Here is a 19,019-nt window from a genome sequence, read left to right on the forward strand (position 1 = left end):
CCAGTGCCAGTGGTTCGGTGCAGCAGGCTGTGTCATGACAGTCCTGAAACCCTCTCCGGGCGCCCCCACGCTGCGCTGCGGGCGGGCTTTCGTGCTTCGCACCGGGCCGCCGGCGGCGTCCCGGCCCTCCCGGGCTTCAATCCCTGGCGCAAAACCTCAACCTCCGACACCTAACACCCGCACCTTTACCCCCCAGTCAGGTGAAGGCCGCAGGCGGCCTCCACGATCGCGCTCGCCGCGCGGCGGCTCATCCCGGTCAAACCCGGCGCTTCGCAGGGGCCTGCCCCTGAGTTCCCGCCCGACACCCGCGACCGTAGCCGATGGCCGCCCGGTCTCAAGGGGCGAGGGACCGTGTTGCCCGCACCCCTCCCTCGCCTTTTTTCCTTGACACCGGGCGGCCATCGGCTCCCTGAGTCGCACGGGCGCGAACTCAGGGGACTGGCGGCAGCACTGCCAACCCCGGGTTCCACCGGGACGAGCCCAACCCCTACGAGGCGGGCGGAATCTTGGGGCCCGGTCAGCGCAACACCCCTCAACCATTTTTGCTGTGGAGAGTGTCATGCAACTCGCTTCCTCCTTCCGTTACGGTTCCCCGATGCTCCGCTCCGACTCGCCGCTGTCGGACGACCAGATCCGCCGTGTTGCCCCTTCGATCTTCGCGGACAGCAAGCACGAAAGCCGCTCCGAACGCTACACCTACATTCCCACCATCGATGTGCTGCGCGGCCTGCGCAACGAAGGCTTCCAGCCATTCATGGTCTGCCAGACCCGCGTACGCGATCAGGATAAGCGCGAATTCACGAAGCATCTGATCCGCATGCGCCCCGCCAGCGACATTACCGGCGAGGACGTCAACGAAATCATCCTCCTCAATTCGCACGACGGCTCCAGCGGGTTCCAGTTACTCGGTGGCGTCTATCGCTTCGTCTGCCAGAACGGCATGGTTGCGGGTGAAACCGTCGGTGAGGTCCGCGTCCCCCACAGGGGCAACATCGTGCAGAACGTCATTAACGGCGCGTTTGACGTGCTCGACGGCTTTGACCTGATCCGCGAACAGAAAGACGGCATGAAGGCCCTCACGCTCGAGCGCGACGAGCAGCACGCGTTTGCGCGCTCGGCGCTCGCGCTGCGTTACGAACCGACCGACGTCGAAGCGCCCGCACCTGTCACCGACCGCCAACTGCTCGCCCCGCGCCGCTTCGAGGATCGGCGCGACGATCTCTGGACGGTATTTCAAAGGGTCCAGGAAAACCTCACCAAGGGAGGGCTGCATGGACGCTCGCGCAGCGGACGCTCCATGTCCACCCGTCCCATCACCGGCATTGACCAGAACGTGAAGCTCAACCGCGCGCTGTGGATGCTCGCTGAAGCAATGCGCCAGATGAAGGCGTAAGCACCGCAGGGGCGGCCTCCCTACGCTGTCCCTTCCATTCGATCAGGACTCCTCTCCGGGTCAAGTCCTGACGTATCCGGCAGTACCCGACCCGGCACCTTCTTTCCGACCTTCTGGAGTCAGTCATGCAAACCCAAGTTGAAACCACCGTGGCAGAAACCACTGAAACCGCATCGCCGCTCGAAACCAGTTTCGGCAACGAGCAGCCCGTCATCACCGTGCCGTATTGCAGCCTGCGGCCCTCGCCGCTGAACGCCCGCACCCAACTCCTTTCAGGTATTCCGGGCCTCGCCGCCAACATCCGCGCCAAGGGCCTTTTGCAGAACCTCGTCGTTCACGAAATGAAGGGCGGGCGGGGCAAACAGCGCCGCTATGGTGTCTGCGCGGGCCAGCGCCGCGAGGCCGCGCTCGACCTGCTGTACGAACAGAAGCACATCGCTGGCGACTATCCGGTACCCGTGCGCCTTGTCAGCGAAGGCGAAGCCCTCGCCATTTAGCTGATCGAGAACAGCGAACGAGAAGGACTCGACCCGTTCGACGTGCTGCGCGCGTACCGGATGCTGGCCGAGGAAGGGCGCAGCGTCGATTACATCGCCGCGCTGTTCTCCGCGTCGCCGCTCACCGTCAAGCGCCGTATGAAGCTCGGCAACGTGTCCCCAAAGCTGCTCGCGCTGCTGCGCGAGGATGCGATTACGCTCGACCAGCTTGCGGCCCTCGCACTCGCGGACGATCACGAAACGCAGGAACACATCTGGTTCGACGCGAACGACTGGCAGCGCCAGCCCAACTATCTGCGGCAGGCCATCACGCGTGCCGAGATCGACGCGAGCCGCAGCCGGCTCGTGCGCTTCGTCGGCGTTGCCGCCTATGAAACAGCGGGCGGCTACGTTCGCCGCGATCTGTTCAGCGACGACGAAAACGCAGGCTACATCGCCGACGCCGAACTGTTGCAGAAGCTCGTCGCACAGAAGCTCGACGCCGCCGCCGAGGAAGTGCGCGGCGAAGGATTGGGCTGGATTGAAACGCGTGTCGAGCGCGACTTTCTGGAACAGAACCGTTACGGCAGGCTGCGTCCGGTCCAGCGCCCGTACACCGATGACGAACAACGGCAGATGGACGCGCTCACCGCACAGCAGGACGAACTCGCCGAAAAACTGGAAACGCTGTCGGAGGATGGCGAAAACGCCTACGAGGAAGACGACCGGCTGAATGACGAGATCGGGCGCGTCAGTGCCGCCTTGATCGCGCTCGAAAGCGTCGCACTCGTATGGGACGAACAGCAGATGGCCGAAGCTGGCGCATTTGTCATCGTCGGACCGCAGGGCGAACTCGTCATCGAGCGCGGCCTCGTGCGCCGCGAGAACGCCGACGCGCTCGAAGCGGCAGGTGCGCATGTCACCGGCACGCCTGAAGCCGAAGCACAAGATGCAGTGTCCGCAACCGCCCCGAAGATCAAACCGGTTCACAGCGCAAAGCTCTGCCAGCGGCTCACCGCGCACCGCACCGCCGCCATGCGTGCGGAACTTGCCACACAGCCTGCCGTGGCGCTCGCCGCACTGCTGCATCACCTGGTTCCGAAGGCGCTGCCCGAGCATTTCGGGCACACGTGCGTGCGTGACTTCCTTGCCCTGACCGGAACGAACAATCACGACGGACTGTTGCGCGCCGCAGACGACCTGGGCACCAGCGCCGCATGGAGCGCCATCGAGATGCAACGCGCGCGATGGATCGCGGAACTGCCCGCGAAACGGGCCGACCTGCTGCCCTGGCTGGTCCAGCAGGACCCCGGCACGACGCTGCTCGATCTGCTCGCGTTCTGCATCGGCACCCTGCTTGACGGGGTCGCGTGCGAAGAAAGGCCGCATGCGATCAACGCGCTCGCAGGTGCGCTCAATCTCGACATGACCGCGTACTGGACGCCCACCCGCGCCACGTATTTCGACCATGTCAGCAAGGCGCGCATTGCAGAGGTCGTCGCTGCCGCCGTCTCGCCGAAGGCTGCAGCCGACCTCGACAGGATGAAGAAGGCCGACGCTGTAGCCGCCGCCGAACTGCGCCTCGCGAAAGTCGCCTGGGTGCCGGAAATCTTCACCGACCGGGAAATCCCCGCCGCACCCTCATGGGCGAGCCGGGACGACGACGACGATGAGGATGAGGACGGACCCGACGGTGCGGATACCGGAGCCGATGCGGAAGAAACGCCGGAGGGCGAAGACGCCGACAAGGAACGGGGTGCTGGTCATGGCACGGAACAGGTCAATGACACCCCGCCCGATGCACCAGACGCGCCCGTCGCAGCCAGCCCGCAGCCAGCATGGCCTTTCCCGACCGCTGACAGCATAGGCACCGTGAGTACCGGGCAATCCGGCCCGCTCGCAGCGTAACCCCAACCCTCGCCCCGGTAACGGGGCGAGGCAGGCGGAGCGGCACCCGGAGTGGCACCCCAACACGCCCTGCCGCCTGCGCATCCAACCTGAACCGGGGAGTCCGTCATGTTCAACCCTATCCGCATGGTCGTGCTCGCGACCAACGCCGCGGGCTCGCCCGATCTTTGCCCCACTTCCGTCAGGGCGACCGACACGCAGTACCGGCATGGCCGCCATTACGACATGGCATTGCTGCGCGCCCGCGATGAAGGCGACAGCACCCCGATGATGCCTTCGACCAGCACGCCGCGGCGGCTCGCATGCTCCGCCGCGCCGCCGCGTTCATCGAAGGCGACACCACCAAGGGATAACCCGTGCGGGCAGACGGCCGGAAAAATCGCAGCAGGATGTGCCGCCCGTAGGGCTTCCTGCACGGCAAGCCCTCACTGACGCACTTCGTGACTCATTGCGGCTTGACCGATGGTGACACCGGCGCGGTGTAGCCTGTCCGGGCGGACCGCAAGCCGTCTGTCCGCACCCAATGGTCCCCTGCCCACCACGCTGCCAGGCCGCCCGCGAGAGCCGCCAGCAGCATCACCATCAGTCCGCCCGCCACCAGCCCGTAGCACGCCCTCACGAACCGCCGCACGGCGACCCGCCCGAATGACGCGAGCGCTGCGTCGAGCCGTCGCCGCTGTTCACGGGCCGCGACCGCCGTCGCCGCCACGAGCCGGTTCCCGGCAACACGCGCAATCCGGTTCGCCGCCCGCTGGGTGAGCGCAGCAAGCGCCTCATCGTTCAACTGCGCAAGCGCCGCCCGGTAGCGCGCCTCGTGCTCGGCGGTGATCTTCTCCGCGAGAGTGATCGTTTCCTTGCAGCGTGCAAGCGCGTCGCGATGCTGCGCCATTAGCGCCTGCGTCGCCGCGTGCGCTTCGGCGCGCGCCGCATCAATGCCGCCCGCGCCCGCCTGCCGGATGCGCTCAGGCATCGCTTCGTAGAGGCGCACGTAGTATTCGAGCACCGCCAGCACCGACCACAATGCATCGTTGTCACGCAGGTTCAGCGCCGCCGACACGCGGCGCATGCGCAGCAGGCTTGCGTCGTCCAGTGGTTCGCCGCTCACATCGAGAAACAGCCGCGCGAGCGGATCAGCCGGGCGCGGGTGCCGCTCCCGCCGCGTACGCCGCTCACGCATCGCCGGTCACCTGCGCGAACATCACGTCATAGCACGATCGCCAGCGCAGCAGTTCCGCGCGCTGCCCGATGGGCAGCGTCTCAACCGCCTTGCGGACCGACAACCGCTGGCTGCGCAGGTCATCTGCAACACGGTCGGCCAGTTCCGGAAAATCCAGCGACCTGCCCCTCGCCTCGATAGTTTTGCGCAGTTTCGAATCGTGATACAGCACGAAGCGTTCAGCCGTACCGTACAGGCCGTTGCGCACGACATGCACGGTCGCGTCCGGGAATGTGTCGCTGAACTGCCGCAGCAGTTCAAGACTGTCACGCTGCCGGTTGATGACCCAGAACACGACGAGGCGCCGTCCGAGTTCATCGAGCGTACTGCCCAGTGTCGCGCCGTATCGTGTGACTCCATCCTGATTGCGTGCCGCCGTGCTGACCACCACGACCGCATCGCGACGCCCGTCGCAGTAGTTCACCATGTCGATCCAGCCACCCGCCGTGTCCAGATCGAATGATGCGCAATCGATTTCGTCGTGCACCGCGCGCATCACATCCGGGTTCGACGTATCGTTTTCCACCAGCACGGTATTCACGCCCCGGCGTTGCAGGTGATCCACGAGCGCCAGCGCCACTACGCTCTTGCCCACGCCGCCCTTGCCGCCGCCAACGAGATAGATGGGATTGACTGTCGTGTCGGCTGTTGCGTCCATCGCGACCTCCCTACAGATCGTCGGTATCGGGCCGGATCGCAAATCCGAGCGTGCCCTGCACCGGCATGGGTTGCCTGGTTACCGTCTTTCCCCCGTCCTTGCGGACCTGATCCTTGCGCGCCGGTGCATCAGGTTGACGCACCGCTGCGCCGCCCGCCTGCCGTGCCGTACGCGCGCCCGACGACGGACGTGTGCCATTTCCATTTCCGGCACCGCTGCCCTTCCCGGCTGCTCGCAGCGCGTAGCGGATCGTTCCCGCCGTGATGTCGATGCCGTGCGGTTTCGCCTGCTCCGCGATCTGCTCCAGTGTGTAGCCCTTCGCCTGCGCCGCGCGTACATGTGCGCGCATGTCTTTCATCGCATCGCGCACCGTGACCCCACGTTCAGCCTCGGGCTTTTCAGGTAGCACATCCAGTGCGCAGGCGAACGCCTCCCATTGCGACTTTGTATAGACCCTCGCGACAGGCATGAGGCACCCTCCTGCGCACACCGTCATGTACCACCTTCACACCATCCTGCGCACGCCACGCACACGCGTCAACCACCTTTTTTTGCATGGCAGGCGCACATGGGAACACACGGGAAGCGACGGGAGCCCGTGAGAACAACGCACTTTTTTTGCGCCTGTCGTACGCGTGCGACACATCCGCCGTTACGCATCCAGGCTTACTCCTGACACGCATGCTGTTCGAGCAGCATCGTCCCCGGTTACGCACGGATCTCAATCACCAATACGCAGCGTATGCACATCGGACAGGAGAAGCTCAGGACGCGCGCAAGCGTAGCGAATCGAACATCAATGCGCCCGTCATGCGCATAGCTTGCGACACCGTCAGCGGATCTGATACGCACGCAGCCGTGCCACCCCTGAACACGTTACGCGCGTGTCCATTCGAAAGACATGCACACGCAGCACCCATGTCTTACGCACGGGATTGACGACTGAACGGGAAAGCATCACGCACGGCTTACGCATCCTTTAACGCGCAGGGATACGCATGCCGTTTACTCCGGAGGGGAGACCTCTACGCACACCCTTGCTCACCCATTCGCACATGATGGTGCAGGGCCTGAACAGACGTTTTCGCGGCGGCGGAAACCTCAACGCAAAACGTTTACGCCGGGCGACAAAATGCGCACTGAAAACACGGTATTGCAGGATAGGCTTGCGCCGGTTTTGGGCGCCCAGGGGGCCAACGCTTGAATTCCAGAGGGTCGTCCGCGCTGCCTCCGCATCGTCATGCGTGGTCGTACGCGTCGTATTCGTCGCCGACGCACTGAACTGGATGCCCAACACTGAGCCTACGCAGAACACGACAATAGGATATGGAATGAAGCTCTGACATCAATCATGTCATGTCGAGGCCATTCTGAAATGTCCGCTTTCTGGCTAAGTTGAATCTATGGCCAGCCCGAATTTTGCAACCTCTGGTTCTGACGTCTTTGTGGCTTGCGCAAATCTATCCGGAATCAATGTTCCGCGATGAAAATCGCACCGGTCGATCCTCATAATGTCGGCAGCTGCTGTGAGCTGTACAACTTGTCAGGTTCTTCGTCCGGTCGCTGTGCCGTTGGATCATCAAATTGCCAGCGGTCGCAAAACCTTGTTGGGTGAAACGACAAATCAGTCCGCGAGCTTCAGGCGCGCGGCATCGTACGTGGTGTGTCTGGTGAGCACCCGCCAGGCGATGCGAGCGAGTTTGTTGGCAACGGCACAGGCGACCACGTTTGAGTGCCGTCGTGTCAACATTGAGCGGATCCATTCCCCGAGCCGGTCAGTACGCTTCTCTACGCGCTGGATAACGGCTCGCGCACCTTGCACGAGCAGATGGCGCAGGTGCTTGTCGCCACGCTTGCTGATTCCACACAGGACGCTTCGCCCGCCGGTGCTGTGCTGCCGTGGCACGAGCCCGATCGAGGCCGCAAAATTCCGGCCACCGGCAAACTGTGTGACGTTACCCACTTCCGACGCGAGAAGGCTTGCCGTGATGGTCCCTATACCGGGAATCGACAGTAACCGGGCCGCGTTCTCGTCTTCGTGCAACTGCGAGGTCAGATCCCGCTCGACATCGGCAATCTGCTGGTCCAGGTAACGATAATGAGCATGGAGCCGGTGGATAAGCTGGATCAGTCGCGGCGGCGAGTCCTGGACTGCAAGTACATCAGGTAAGCGGCGTAGCGTGGCTCTCGCTAACGGAACGACGATGCCGAATTCGAGCAGTACAGCGTGAATCCGGTTGATGGTGGCAGTACGCTCGGTCACCAGACCCTCACGCACCCGATGCAATGCTGCAAGTAGCTGCTGCGCCTCCGTTCGAGGCTCGACGAAACGCATGGCGGGCCGGGATGCAGCTTCGCAGATCGCTTCGGCGTCGATGTAGTCGTTCTTGTTGCTCTTCACGAAACGCCGCACGTACTGGGGTGAAATCAACCTTGCCTGATGACCCACCGTATCGAGCTTGCGTGCGAGCCAGTGGGCTCCGGCACATGCCTCCATGACCACGGTAACCGCCTTCAGGTTGCTGAAGAACGGAATCAGTTGCATGCGCGAGAGCTTTTTGCGGAAAACCTCGCGACCCTTCATATCCTGCGCATGCAGATGAAAAACATGCTTGCCCAGATCAATGCCGATCAGCGTGACCTCGTTCATGATGCCCTCCTCCATGTTCGACCGCACTTCCTATGGTAGAGCAGTCGCTGGGATCGGGCTGGCCATTTCATTATGTCCGGGTTTAAGGGGTTTGTTTCTAACGCCTTTTGTCTCACACATTGTTGAAGTACGACGCCTGAACTGGCAGGGCGCTTGCGGTCTCCCTGCTCGCAGGACCTTGCTGCACCAATTCAACGAAGTGACCGAAGTCGGGACCTACCTTCTGGTTCTGGGCGTCGATGATGGCACGAACCATACTGGGGTCATTGCGTGTCGCCTCCTGAAGCATCTGCAAGTGCTTGAGGAACATATCCTTTCCCTTGGCCCCTATCTGAACCTGCGCGGCGAGTACCTGTGGATCATTGTTGATCATCATGGTCTGCACCGCCACAACACCCAGTTAGACCTCACGCGACATGTCCTGAGCCGTATTGACCATCACGCTGCCACTGTCAACAATGGACTCAATGCGCTCATTGAGGGTCCGCAATTGCCGCAAAGCGAACCCAGCTTCGACGACAAGCATCAGCAACAGAATCCCGAAGGCCAATCGAAGCCGTGCTGAGATGCGCAGATTATTGAACATGCAGAATTTCCTGTTCTTATGGTCGGACACAGACGAAAAAAGGCGAGTCCGTACCCTGAGGTCGTGACCCGCCTGTGTTAGCGTCAGATGCAGCACCGTTTAAGTGCTTCTGCGCCCTGTTCCCCGGTTAGAAGCGATTTTCGATGCCAATACGAGCGAGAAACTGGCTAGGCCCACTCGACGTGCCATTCGGGTCAAGCACCCCGCTGATCAACGCCTGCGCGCCCGAGTTGGTACGCTGATAGACCGCTTCGGCATAGACCGGCTACCGCTGTCACCTGATGAGCGTGGTTGTTGTCAACAATCCCGTTGCCCTTCATGTACATGTAGTTGGCACTCAGGCTCAGCGCTGGATCAACCCGGTACGAGGCACCGATTTCGCCTTCTGCAACGGCGGCACCGTTTGCCGCGTTACGTGCATTAGTGACCATCGCCGTGGCGATCACCTTGCCGAAGTTGTAGCGAGCACCCACACTCCAGTTGCGAATGCCGACCTGGGGAGCAGCTTCCTGTAGGTACTTCACTTCAGTATAGGCGGCGGCCAGCGACAGCGGACCTTGATCGTAGTTCAGGTCCGCGCTCACCGCGTTGCCGGAGCCCATGTGTCCTGGAACGTTGCCGAACCCGTACATCGGACCGAAACGGAAACCACCGAACGACGGCGACTGGTATTTCAGCGAGTTCGTGACCGTTTCTCCCGACATACGGTCCCAGTCGAAGCTGCCGGCGTAAGCCGGTGCGTAGGGAATCGCAAGTTTGCTGAACGGGCCCGCACGGAAGTTGCAAAGTCCACCACCATACATGGCTGCATCGACGCCACCGAAAAAGAGCGAGTCAACCATGAAGTCATACTGATCGCCCAAAGTGAGCTTGCCGTAGTTCACACTGTCCAGGCCCACGAAGGGCGTTGTCACGTTACCGTGGCGGTCGCTTAAGATGTCGCGATGAAAAAGACGAACTCGCTCTATCACGGTCACCGCTTTCCCGCCGCAGTCATCAGCTGCGCGGTGCGTTGGTATTTCCGCTTCCAACTGAGCCTGCGCGATATCGAGGAATTGCTGTTCAAACGCGGCGTGGTGGTGAGCTACGAGACGATCCGCCGATGGTGCGACAAGTTCGGCGTGGGCTTCGCGCATCGCGTCAAGGTTGCGCGCCGCAAACCGGGCAGCACCTGGCATCTCGATCAGATGTTCGTGACGCTGCGCGGTGAGCCATACCTGCTGTGGCGGGCCGTCGATGAGCATGGTGCCGAACTCGAGATCCTGTTGCAGAAGCGGCGTGACAAGGCTGCAGCCAAACGTTTCTTCAACCGCGTACTCGCTCATGCCCTGTGCCGCGCAAGATCGTGACCGACCAGTTGCGCAGCTACCCGGCCGCAAAGGCCGATATTCCCGAATTGGCGAACGTCAGACACGTGTTCGTTAAAGCCGCGGCGCGCGTGAACAATCGAGCGGAGAACAGCCACCAACCTACCCGCGAACGCGAGCGTCGCATGCGCGGATTTCGCGACTGCAACCGCACGCAGGCATTCCTCTCGTGTTTCGGTCCGATACGGCAGCATTTCGCGCTCAAGCGGCATCTGCTGCGTGCTTCGCTCTATCGCAAACACCTCGCGGCCCGATTCGCTGCGTGGCACGAATTCACCGACCTCACCCAGAATCCGTCGAATGCTTCCTGAGCAATGGTGACCTCTGCCACCATTTCGTCTCGCTACCGGCAAGTTGATAATCATTGAAAGGCCTCCTGGCCGCCCAAGAAAAGGGGGCGGCCAGGGTCTAGAGTCATGCCCTGAGGTGGTCCGTCAAGTTTTTTGTTTCCCGACATACAGGCTCATGGCATCTCTCGATCTCCGGGCGTTACAAGTACCTGATCATCCCGCGTCCGCCCGTGGACAGCGACGCTGCCCACAGCACGAGGCGGTGGACAGCCGCCTGAAGGCGGTTCCGTCGTTGCCCACCGGCTCCCCGCGAGCTTCACCTTCGGCCTGACGCGCCGCTACGCGGCTTGCCCCAATGAGACAAAGCAGCAGACCTGTCCCAACCCAGACGCTTATCCGGGCAACTGGCTGAAGTTGACGAGAAGTGGCGAGCCGCGCTTTCTCAGCGCGTTCAGGTAGACAATCTCGTTGTACGTTGTCCGCGTCTGCCAGCAGCGATACAGGATGCGGATCCACTTGAACGCCAGGGCTCGGAGTGCCACGTGGTGGGAGTCGCCCTTCGCGCGCTGCTGCCGGTAGTAAGCGCCCGCCCAGAATGACCGGTTGATAGTCTGGGCCGCCCATTCAACGAAGGTCTGGCGCAGGAATTTCGGGCACTGCCGGCGCCAGTGGACCCAGCTCTTCTTCCCGCTGCGCTCGGTCACCGGGGCAATGCCGCTGTACTTCTGCAGTTCATCTGCACTCCTAAACCGCTCGCGCTGCTCACCGAAGGCGGCCAGCAGGCGCGGGGCCAGCTGGGCGCCGGCACCGGCCAGGTCCTCGAACAACGTATAGTCAGGCAGCGTGTGCACTACCGCCGCGATCTCCCGGTCGAACTGCGCGATCGCAGCCAGCACGGCGCGCAGCTGTGCCACCAGTGCCAGCACGTGCAGACGGCACGGACCGATAATCGCAGGATCGTCAGTCAGCGCCGCCGCGCCCCGGATGGATTCGATGCGCGCGCTGATCCGGCTGGCGCTTCGGCAGTGGTGTGCATGGAAGAACGTCTCCAGGGTCGCCGTGCGGGCCTGCCGGACTGAGCGCAGCGTCGGCCAGCGGTCGAGAAAGTCGCAGAACAGCACTGTGCCCCGGTCATCGAACCATTCCAGCGCCTGCGGGTAGTACTGCTTGAGCGTGTCGCACAGCCGGTTGGTCAGCCGGTTCTGGTCGCCAACGAGCTGCCGCCGCCGCTCAACCGGGCTCACCAGCGAGCGCATGGCGGCACTCTGCGGCCTGAGAGGACGGAAACGCTCCGGATGGCGCACCAGCAGGTCGAGCGCCAGTTCCGCATCGGCCGGATCATCCTTGGCGCCACTGGGCTGGAACGCTTCGCGATATTTCGCCAGGGTGGCGGGGTTGATGGGAAACAGCATGAGGAAGTCGTACTTCTGCAGCGCGGCGACGATCGGTCCCTTCGCCAGTTCAAGGGCTACCGCAACCGGACTGCCGAAGCGGCGGTATAACGTGTTTGCCCATCCGTCGATGGCCGCGACTTGATGTGGGATGCAGCAGGACTCGCGCCGGGTATCCCCGGCTGCCTGCAGGCAGATATCATGTTTCGTGTCCGCCCAGTCGATACCGACGTAGGCCGTGAATGGCTGCTCGGGTAGCGGTGACATGTGGACCTCTGCAAGTGCTAGATTACGCGAAGGGACATGCATGCCTGCGTCCACCGAAGGCGATATAGGAAGCCAGTCGGACGGCAAACCCTGAGTATTCGTTTGAACGCAGGCGCACCCGGGGACCCGAAACTGACTCTAGAAACGTCCGAAACGTTGCGAGATGCTATTCGTAGTCCATGGGTGCATGTCCCGCCTTCGCCGACAGCTACCTGCCAGCTGTGACCAGTATCACCGAAAGCGGGACGGACTATCTATATTGAGATGCAGCCCTCAACCGACCCTTTCAGGAGGCTGAAATGAAGTATAGCGGCATCGATCTGCACTCGAACAACGCCGTAGTCGCCGTGATTGACGACCGGGACCGGGTGCTGTACTGCAAGCGGCTTGCCAATGATCTACAACTCATAGTGGCCGCGCTGGAGCCCTATCGGGATGAACTGCAGGAAGTGGTCGTGGAATCAACGTTCAACTGGTACTGGCTTGTCGACGGACTGATGGCCGACGGTTTTGCCGTACATCTGGCCAATACTGCAGCGATCAAGCAGTACGAGGGCCTGAAGTACTCCGGTGACGAACACGACGCCGTATTCCTTGCCCACATTTTTCGGCTTGGATTGCTGCCCGAAGGCTACATTTATCCGTCTCACGAACGCGCGTTACGCGACCTGGCGCGCAAGCGCATGCAGCTTGTCCAGCAACGTACCCTGAACATCCTGAGTATCGAAAGCCTGCTCGCCAGGCAGCTCAATCTACGCATCAATGGAGAACACGTGCAACGTCTCGACGACGCAGCGGTGCGAGCACTCGTGTTGCCGCCGCACGTCGAGCGCGCGCTGATGGCTAACCTTGCCGTGCTCCATACGCTGTGCACAGAGATTCAGGCGCTTGAGGCCACTCTCCACAAGGAAGTCAAGCTGCGCCCACAGTTCGACATCCTCAAGAGTGCGCCCGGAATCGGCAACATCCTTGCGGCCACCATCATGCTCGAAACCGGCACCATCGCACGCTTCGCCAGCGTTGGCCATTTCAGCTCCTATTGCCGCTGCGTGGACAGCAAGCGCATCTCCAACGGCAAGAAAAAGGGCGAAGGCAATGCAAGCAATGGCAACCGTTACCTTGCCTGGGCATTCGTCGAGGCCGCCGCTGGAGCGTTGCGCTGCTGTCCACAGGCCAGGCGTTTCTATGACCGCAAAAAGTCAAAGCGCCTGCGCGTCGTGGCCATGAAGGCACTCGCACACAAGCTCGCGCGTGCCGCTTATTACATGATGAGGGAGGGCAAACCCTTTGACCTCAACCGATGTTTCGGCTGACCTTGGCGGGGGGTGACGAGCCCGGCGGCATTGTTGGCATCAAACCAGCAAGTTGATTGGGACACACCTCCCGGCCATTCCCGATGCAGCGTAACGGCTGAGACGCCCAGACCATGAGCCCGAGCAAGCCTGGTACCCACACGGGTAACCACATTGTTGTCTCACCCCCTGGACATTGGCCTGGTACCGACGGTTTTCTGAGGCTCCACGTGAGCCAGGGGCGAAGGCCAGAACACCGGCACTCGCCTTGAACCCGATGGGTGACTGGTGCGGATCAGTTCCGCAACCAGATGAACGAAATACCGGGTGCGCCGCGACGTTTCGCTTCGCACGGGGCCAGCGACCGCTTTGCAACAACGCAAGGCCGCGCCTTGTGGGTAGTGCTGTACCGCTTTCCAACGGCCTTTCAATGGGTGACAAAGCCCGTGCGCGGTCTTCGACCGCGCCGGCGGCCTGATCGCGAATGCGCCGCACATTCCGGTGCATCTCGGCTCGATGAGCGACAGCGTGGCGAGCGTGATCCACAAGCACAGCGCGACCATGCAGCGCGGCGACGTCTACATGCTGAACGTGCCGTACAACGGCGGCACGCATCTGCCGGACATTACCGTGGAATGCGCACGAAACTCGCCTGTGCCCCGGCAATGCCAGCGCTTTTCGACATAAGCAGTGCTTTTTATATGACGTTATTCGGCCAATCTTTTTTTCGGCAAACCACGTGGACCCTTTCATGTCCTGATCAGTCAATAACATGCTCTAATCCGCCGCTTGCGATTGCAGCTCGCTCCGAGTGACTACACTTCGCTTCGGCCTGTCGAGGGGCGCTTCTCTCAGGCAAACCCGCCCCCTCGAACTTTCAGCCTGCCGCTCCCCCGGGCGGCAGGCATTTTTTATGTCTATGCGCCTCCCCACTTCCATCGGCTGTTCATGCCTGTATGTCTTGGGCAAAGCCGCCAAAAGCATGATCGAATCCGCCACACCAAGTGGGCTCGAGTACTTCGCCGGGCGGGAAAGCGAGCGAATTAGCCACGCCCCACAGACCGCTTAATGATGGCAACGCCTTACATGACAGGCGTCTCACTCGTTTAGCCTCTCTCCACAAGTTCCAACGAAGCGGTTCGATCCCCCGCCGCGGCAATTCGACAGGGACAGTCGACACCTTCCTGAATTATGCGAAACTTGTGTCAGAGGAATACTCCATGCCTATGCATGAGGGACTCATGGAAGAGAAGGTAAATTACACGTACGAATATGAGGGTGGTTTCGGTACCTATCGCACTACTGGCACCCGGCCAGTACATCAACTCCCTCTCGTTGGTGACAACGTAGCGATGAAGGTCGAGGAAATGGGATTTGATAATGTTCTGAAAGTGAAATCGCGACTATTCGAATACGATGTAACAGGCTCGCTGACTGTCACGCTTCGCCTATCCCATACTGTCTATTAGGAACCCTGCGCATAGTCGACATGGAACGCCCCTTCCGTTGAGGTGAGCAGATCTGAAGTGGATAGTTGCAGAAGCCGCACGGCGACAAATTGAGGCAAATGCGCTTCATCTTTAAGGAATACGATCTCATGGATGATATTCAACAAGTGCGAATGCAACTTCTCGCGTATCAGACTCTGATTGCAGTGCTGCTCGCGAAGACATCGCCCACCGTCCGCGAATTGGAGCACGTGCGACGGGCTATCCGACACAGTGCCGCATTTCACCCAATGGATGAACAGAACCGCGACGCCTCAAGCGAGTACGCAGCCGCACTGGAAGACGTATTTCTGACTGCCTCACTGCTTATCCAGCATCCTCGCGAATCAACGCTTCCCGCTTCATGATAGAGGTATTCGGGCGGCGCCTTACGCGGACGCTACCTCCCCGAGCCGTGGCTGAAAAAGAATAGTTCAGGCTGGAATATCAATTGCCATATTTGAGGAAGTCATGCAGTTACCTAGTGTCGATAACCTTGTCAAAGATCTACAGCGCGGCATCACCTACAACGTTTGTGCTTATCGCACACTCTCCTGGGAAGAAAGGATGCGCGCTGTGCAAGTCTTCATGCAGCAACAGGGCATGAATCAACCGCGGCAGGGCGCGGTTGTAAAAATTTTCTCTGTCATCGGACTCAACGACCAGTAGTCATGCACCTACATCGGACGAGGTGACAGGCTACCGTGCGTCACACTAGAAGCGAATCCCCTCGATCCATCGCGATCGATCTAATCTGAGTTCGACAGCAGATCGTCAATACTAATGTCAGGTAATTTCTTGGCTATCATGTCCCAGAAAATTGTTTCACGCAGTGCGCATGCATCTTCGGCCGTCCTCCACTGTAGCGCGCTGACGATGGTATCGGCGGTTTCCCTAGCGGCATCAACAATTGTCTTGATATCTTGTCTGTGCATGAGGAGGTTATCGGCGGCGCACCCGGATTATTTAGGCTCGCACGCAATCGCTCGCTGAGGGAACTCTTCACTTCGGCGCATTCTCGCGGAATCCCGTTGTTCCAACTGCCATCGGTGCAGTTAGCGAGGTGCGTGGAGGATCACATAATACGACCGCCGCCTCCTAAGGATAGGACCGGAAAAACCTGGTTCGAGGCCACTGAATTTGCAAGAAGGCCAGAATGCAAAGCTTTGTCTTAAGGAAGGCCTGCAGAAGTCGTTTTTGACGCGATGATCTTTCGCATCCATCGCAGCCTGACCGTTGATAACATTTTGGGGGTGAAGATCACTTTGCATTACCGCCTGTCCAAGGCAATTTCGGCGAAACGTGTGGCCGCACCGAACCGATTTCAAGATTTTCGCAAGGCTCTGCGTGCCATCCACAAGTTGCTCAAAGCAAACAATGTGGTGATCTGGGCGGTGTTCTTCATCAAACCAGGATAACGGGTTTTCGCATAACCGAACTGCCGCTTGATGACGCGAAACGGGTGCTCGACCTTGGCTCGAATTCCAGCCTACAGCCGTTCGATCTCATCGTATATCGCGTCCAGAGGATCACTCGGATCCAGCGTTCTGCGCTTGCCCGGTCTCATCGCACATGCCAACGCGCTGCGTGAGCCTGAGCCTCACAATGCTTTGCGATCCTCTAATACCTGACATCGGCGTAGACATGCGTCTCTTCGCCATGCAGCAACGCCGGGACAACGGTGATGTCGTGCACCTTGGCCGCCGTTCCAATCACTGTGTGAACCGGTCCGGAGTCTGCATCCACGCCGATATGCGATTTCATTCCGAAGTACCAGTTGCCGCCTTCTGTGTCGAGTGCGTTTCTGGATCCCGGGTGCCGGAACCGTTCTTTGTGGAACTGGGTGCGGCAATCAGGGCGGCGTCGACTGCGGATCCGGCCTTTAGCATCAAGCCTTTCTCCGTCAGGATCTCATTGACCAGTGCGAGCATTTGCGCCGCCAGACCGTGCGTTTCGAGCAGATGGCGGAACCGGAGAATCGTGCTTTCATCCGGCAAACGCGCCATGCCGCCGTCAAGACCTGCGAACTCGCGATACAGCGGCACGTCGTAGAGCGCTTCTTCCATTGCAGGGTCGGACAGACCAAACCACTGCTGCATAAAATGAATCTGCAGCATCGTCGCGATCGGGAACGGCGGTCGGCCCGTTTTACCCTTGGGATAGTGCGGCTCAATCAGCGCAATCTGCCTTGACCACGGCACGACACGGCCCATCTCATCCAGAAACTCCCGCTTGCGCGTCCGTTTTGTCGTCAGATCCAGACCAAGACCGAGTTGCGTCATCGACTCTCTCCAGAACATCCATGCTACCCAGGATAGTTCACCTACTTGTCAACGCCTGGGCTTTATGCAGACCTTTCTAACTCATTTAAACGACTACCCTATACCCTCCGTCTCAATTTCTATGAAATTTCATTCCACCGATTAGATTTCATCCTTTTACGCTAATCTCGTCAGTGCGCTTCCGCACCCTCCTTTTGTCCAGAGGTGTCAATTCCTTGGTCTATTCCGCCAAGTAATATTGGCCCGATCATCGTTTGCCTAAAATGCGACAATAAGAGAAATGACAAGCCTTGAAAGAGGCTTTACAGGCAAAAAAGATTTTCGGGGAAAAAGGCAATGGACCTGACACACACTCCGCCGCTGGGTTCGCGGTTCAACGCCGTCGTTCCGATGCAGGCAAACGCAATGACTCGCGTCGACATAGCGCTGTTCAATGGATTTGCTTTGCCTAAAGTGGCGGCCCTGATCGAGATATTTTCCAAAGCGAATGCGCTCGTCGCGTCGCAGGGATCGGGCCGCACACGCTATGACATATCGCTGCTTTCGTCTGAGGGCGGGCGCATCGCGAGTTCGTCCTCGGTATTCGTTTGGACCGACAGCGTCGACTCACACCAGGGCACGAACGACACGCACCTGATGTTCATCGCAGGCGGACCCGGCGTGCAGCAGACATGCCACGACGAGCGCCTGCGCAACTGGCTCCGCCATCGGCATCAATTCTGCAAACTTGTTCACCCGGTCGCAGAGGGTCACCTGCTTCTGGAAGCCGCTGGGCTCTCAACGCGCTACTGGCAGTTTCCCCAGAGCGACAACGCTCTTCCCGATCGGCTGCCCGCGCAATCGCCAAGCAAGCCGCCGGCCGCGATACGTACGGCATTGCATATCGTTGAACACGACCTCGGTCCCGAACTGGGGAGCCGGGTTGCCGAGTCCATCGTGCCACGGCCCCAAACCCCCTTCAGTTCTTCTATCGCACGGGGCACAGCGCCACAGGTCAGCGAAATGATCATGGTATCGGCGCGCTGGATGGAGGCAAATCTCGATCGTTCCATTTCGATCGACGAAGCGGCACGCCTCGCCGCCATGAGCGAACGCAACTTCTTACGTCGCTTCAAAAACGAAATTGGCATGACGCCCTCCGACTATCTGCTCCGCTCGCGGCTGAATCTGAGCTGCCGAATGCTCGCGGAGTCGAGTTTGCCCATCGACAAGATCGCGCGGCGCTGCGGAATCGGCAACGGTGGGCAGTTGTCGAAGCTTTTCAGAAAGTATCTTGCGACAACTCCCACCGAGTATCGACGGAGCAACGCTGAGTCGTCGAACATCACTGCCTGAGCGCGCACATCGGCTCGACCCACACGGCAAGTCCAACTCGGCGTAGTCCCGGTTCAGCAACAGCGGACCCGCCCCACTCCCCACCATCACCCATAGCAACCGCGAAGGCTTTCGCTTTTGCCGACTGCCGGCAGCACCACGGGGTGCGCAGCGCAGCGTAACGGGCGGCTAACGCCCTCACTCGTCGGCATCGCGGCTACCAGCGGCACGGACGAGCAATGCGCCCGCGCTCGGTCGACCGAGCAACTACTCGCATTGCCCCATAAACCTTACCAATATAGAAGAAGTAAGGGTCATCGCATTTTAAACAACAGGAAAACAAAGAGTGCGAAATAGCATTCTATTCATAATGGCATGAACAGAAAATGCTTTCGTAATGATCAAGTAATATTTATAGAAGGTCGCAAACGTTTAACCACCA

16 protein-coding genes and 4 pseudogenes are annotated in these 19,019 nt (G+C 60.3%); 10 read left to right on the forward strand and 10 right to left on the reverse strand.

Annotation, left to right across the window (positions count from 1 at the left end; translation table 11 throughout):
* The first annotated feature begins 559 nt into the window (after positions 1-559).
* Entirely contained in the window at positions 560-1,393 is an 834-nt protein-coding gene (locus tag HV770_RS35385; protein ID WP_175166092.1) for a DUF932 domain-containing protein, read from the forward strand.
* Positions 1,394-1,518: 125 nt separating this feature from the next.
* Positions 1,519-3,777, forward strand: a pseudogene (locus tag HV770_RS35390) (ParB/RepB/Spo0J family partition protein).
* Between the two features lie 445 nt (positions 3,778-4,222).
* On the opposite strand, the gene HV770_RS35395 reads toward HV770_RS35390, so the two are convergent.
* The 7 genes from HV770_RS35395 to HV770_RS35425 all read right to left on the reverse strand — a co-directional run bounded on the left by HV770_RS35395 (position 4,223) and on the right by HV770_RS35425 (position 9,864).
* Positions 4,223-4,954, reverse strand: coding sequence for a hypothetical protein (locus HV770_RS35395; RefSeq protein WP_175166093.1), 732 nt, complete (start codon positions 4,952-4,954; stop codon positions 4,223-4,225).
* Positions 4,947-5,651, reverse strand: coding sequence for a nucleotide-binding protein (locus tag HV770_RS35400; protein WP_175166094.1), 705 nt, complete (start codon positions 5,649-5,651; stop codon positions 4,947-4,949). The genes HV770_RS35395 and HV770_RS35400 overlap by 8 nt, the downstream gene beginning before the upstream one ends.
* A gap of 10 nt (positions 5,652-5,661) precedes the next feature.
* A complete protein-coding gene (locus HV770_RS35405) occupies positions 5,662-6,120 on the reverse strand; it encodes a hypothetical protein (protein WP_175166095.1) in 459 nt (152 codons plus the stop codon).
* Positions 6,121-7,275: 1,155 nt separating this feature from the next.
* Complete coding sequence (locus HV770_RS35410; protein WP_175166096.1) at positions 7,276-8,301, reverse strand: IS110 family RNA-guided transposase; 1,026 nt, start codon at positions 8,299-8,301, stop codon at positions 7,276-7,278.
* A 112-nt stretch (positions 8,302-8,413) separates the two neighbouring features.
* Positions 8,414-8,677, reverse strand: coding sequence for a hypothetical protein (locus HV770_RS35415; RefSeq protein ID WP_175166097.1), 264 nt, complete (start codon positions 8,675-8,677; stop codon positions 8,414-8,416).
* 24 nt (positions 8,678-8,701) lie between these two features.
* A complete protein-coding gene (locus tag HV770_RS35420; protein ID WP_175166098.1) occupies positions 8,702-8,887 on the reverse strand; it encodes a hypothetical protein in 186 nt (61 codons plus the stop codon).
* 194 nt (positions 8,888-9,081) lie between these two features.
* Entirely contained in the window at positions 9,082-9,864 is a 783-nt protein-coding gene (locus tag HV770_RS35425; protein WP_175166099.1) for a porin, read from the reverse strand.
* Here HV770_RS35425 and HV770_RS35430 point away from each other — a divergent pair.
* A pseudogene (locus HV770_RS35430) lies at positions 9,832-10,391 on the forward strand (IS6 family transposase); the annotation flags it as partial. The gene HV770_RS35425 and the pseudogene HV770_RS35430 sit on opposite strands and share 33 nt — an antisense overlap.
* 545 nt (positions 10,392-10,936) lie before the next feature.
* Here the strand turns inward: HV770_RS35430 and HV770_RS35435 are convergent.
* Positions 10,937-12,202, reverse strand: coding sequence for an IS110 family RNA-guided transposase (locus HV770_RS35435; protein ID WP_175166100.1), 1,266 nt, complete (start codon positions 12,200-12,202; stop codon positions 10,937-10,939).
* Between the two features lie 299 nt (positions 12,203-12,501).
* Between HV770_RS35435 and HV770_RS35440 the strand changes: the two genes are divergently transcribed.
* The 5 genes and pseudogenes from HV770_RS35440 to HV770_RS35455 all read left to right on the forward strand — a co-directional run bounded on the left by HV770_RS35440 (position 12,502) and on the right by HV770_RS35455 (position 15,650).
* Positions 12,502-13,515 carry an IS110 family RNA-guided transposase gene (locus tag HV770_RS35440; RefSeq protein ID WP_175166101.1) on the forward strand — a complete coding sequence of 338 codons (1,014 nt, stop codon included), beginning with the start codon at positions 12,502-12,504 and terminating at the stop codon, positions 13,513-13,515.
* A 426-nt stretch (positions 13,516-13,941) separates the two neighbouring features.
* A pseudogene (locus HV770_RS35445) lies at positions 13,942-14,127 on the forward strand (hydantoinase B/oxoprolinase family protein); the annotation flags it as partial.
* Positions 14,128-14,735: 608 nt separating this feature from the next.
* Positions 14,736-14,963, forward strand: a complete 228-nt coding sequence (locus HV770_RS38320; protein WP_217468689.1) for a hypothetical protein — start codon at positions 14,736-14,738, stop codon at positions 14,961-14,963.
* A gap of 128 nt (positions 14,964-15,091) precedes the next feature.
* On the forward strand, positions 15,092-15,349 hold the full coding sequence (locus HV770_RS35450) for a hypothetical protein (protein ID WP_175166102.1): 258 nt from the start codon (positions 15,092-15,094) through the stop codon (positions 15,347-15,349).
* A 103-nt stretch (positions 15,350-15,452) separates the two neighbouring features.
* Entirely contained in the window at positions 15,453-15,650 is a 198-nt protein-coding gene (locus HV770_RS35455) for a hypothetical protein (protein ID WP_175166103.1), read from the forward strand.
* Between the two features lie 80 nt (positions 15,651-15,730).
* On the opposite strand, the gene HV770_RS35460 is transcribed toward HV770_RS35455, so the two are convergent.
* Positions 15,731-15,916: a hypothetical protein gene (locus tag HV770_RS35460; RefSeq protein WP_175166104.1), complete on the reverse strand. Its 186-nt coding sequence runs from the start codon at positions 15,914-15,916 to the stop codon at positions 15,731-15,733.
* Between the two features lie 270 nt (positions 15,917-16,186).
* Here HV770_RS35460 and HV770_RS35465 point away from each other — a divergent pair, with 270 nt between their 5' ends.
* Positions 16,187-16,399 carry a hypothetical protein gene (locus HV770_RS35465; RefSeq protein ID WP_175166079.1) on the forward strand — a complete coding sequence of 71 codons (213 nt, stop codon included), beginning with the start codon at positions 16,187-16,189 and terminating at the stop codon, positions 16,397-16,399.
* Here HV770_RS35465 and HV770_RS35470 read toward each other — a convergent pair.
* Positions 16,306-17,263: pseudogene (locus HV770_RS35470) on the reverse strand (IS5 family transposase). The gene HV770_RS35465 and the pseudogene HV770_RS35470 overlap by 94 nt on opposite strands.
* A 336-nt stretch (positions 17,264-17,599) precedes the next feature.
* Here HV770_RS35470 and HV770_RS35475 point away from each other — a divergent pair.
* On the forward strand, positions 17,600-18,598 hold the full coding sequence (locus HV770_RS35475) for a GlxA family transcriptional regulator (protein ID WP_175166105.1): 999 nt from the start codon (positions 17,600-17,602) through the stop codon (positions 18,596-18,598).
* Positions 18,599-19,019 lie beyond the last annotated feature (421 nt).

The organism is Paraburkholderia fynbosensis (assembly GCF_902859935.1).
GTDB lineage: Bacteria > Pseudomonadota > Gammaproteobacteria > Burkholderiales > Burkholderiaceae > Paraburkholderia > Paraburkholderia fynbosensis.

What these genes read in the sequence shown, in the direction of transcription:
- HV770_RS35385 (WP_175166092.1), top strand. Translation starts at nt 560, where the DNA reads ATGCAACTCGCTTCCTCCTTCCGTTACGGTTCCCCGATGCTCCGCTCC.
- HV770_RS35395 (WP_175166093.1), bottom strand. Translation starts at nt 4,954, where the DNA reads ATGCGTGAGCGGCGTACGCGGCGGGAGCGGCACCCGCGCCCGGCTGAT.
- HV770_RS35400 (WP_175166094.1), bottom strand. Translation starts at nt 5,651, where the DNA reads ATGGACGCAACAGCCGACACGACAGTCAATCCCATCTATCTCGTTGGC.
- HV770_RS35405 (WP_175166095.1), bottom strand. Translation starts at nt 6,120, where the DNA reads ATGCCTGTCGCGAGGGTCTATACAAAGTCGCAATGGGAGGCGTTCGCC.
- HV770_RS35410 (WP_175166096.1), bottom strand. Translation starts at nt 8,301, where the DNA reads ATGAACGAGGTCACGCTGATCGGCATTGATCTGGGCAAGCATGTTTTT.
- HV770_RS35415 (WP_175166097.1), bottom strand. Translation starts at nt 8,677, where the DNA reads ATGATGATCAACAATGATCCACAGGTACTCGCCGCGCAGGTTCAGATA.
- HV770_RS35420 (WP_175166098.1), bottom strand. Translation starts at nt 8,887, where the DNA reads ATGTTCAATAATCTGCGCATCTCAGCACGGCTTCGATTGGCCTTCGGG.
- HV770_RS35435 (WP_175166100.1), bottom strand. Translation starts at nt 12,202, where the DNA reads ATGTCACCGCTACCCGAGCAGCCATTCACGGCCTACGTCGGTATCGAC.
- HV770_RS35440 (WP_175166101.1), top strand. Translation starts at nt 12,502, where the DNA reads ATGAAGTATAGCGGCATCGATCTGCACTCGAACAACGCCGTAGTCGCC.
- HV770_RS38320 (WP_217468689.1), top strand. Translation starts at nt 14,736, where the DNA reads ATGGAAGAGAAGGTAAATTACACGTACGAATATGAGGGTGGTTTCGGT.
- HV770_RS35450 (WP_175166102.1), top strand. Translation starts at nt 15,092, where the DNA reads ATGGATGATATTCAACAAGTGCGAATGCAACTTCTCGCGTATCAGACT.
- HV770_RS35455 (WP_175166103.1), top strand. Translation starts at nt 15,453, where the DNA reads ATGCAGTTACCTAGTGTCGATAACCTTGTCAAAGATCTACAGCGCGGC.
- HV770_RS35460 (WP_175166104.1), bottom strand. Translation starts at nt 15,916, where the DNA reads ATGCACAGACAAGATATCAAGACAATTGTTGATGCCGCTAGGGAAACC.
- HV770_RS35465 (WP_175166079.1), top strand. Translation starts at nt 16,187, where the DNA reads ATGATCTTTCGCATCCATCGCAGCCTGACCGTTGATAACATTTTGGGG.
- HV770_RS35475 (WP_175166105.1), top strand. Translation starts at nt 17,600, where the DNA reads ATGGACCTGACACACACTCCGCCGCTGGGTTCGCGGTTCAACGCCGTC.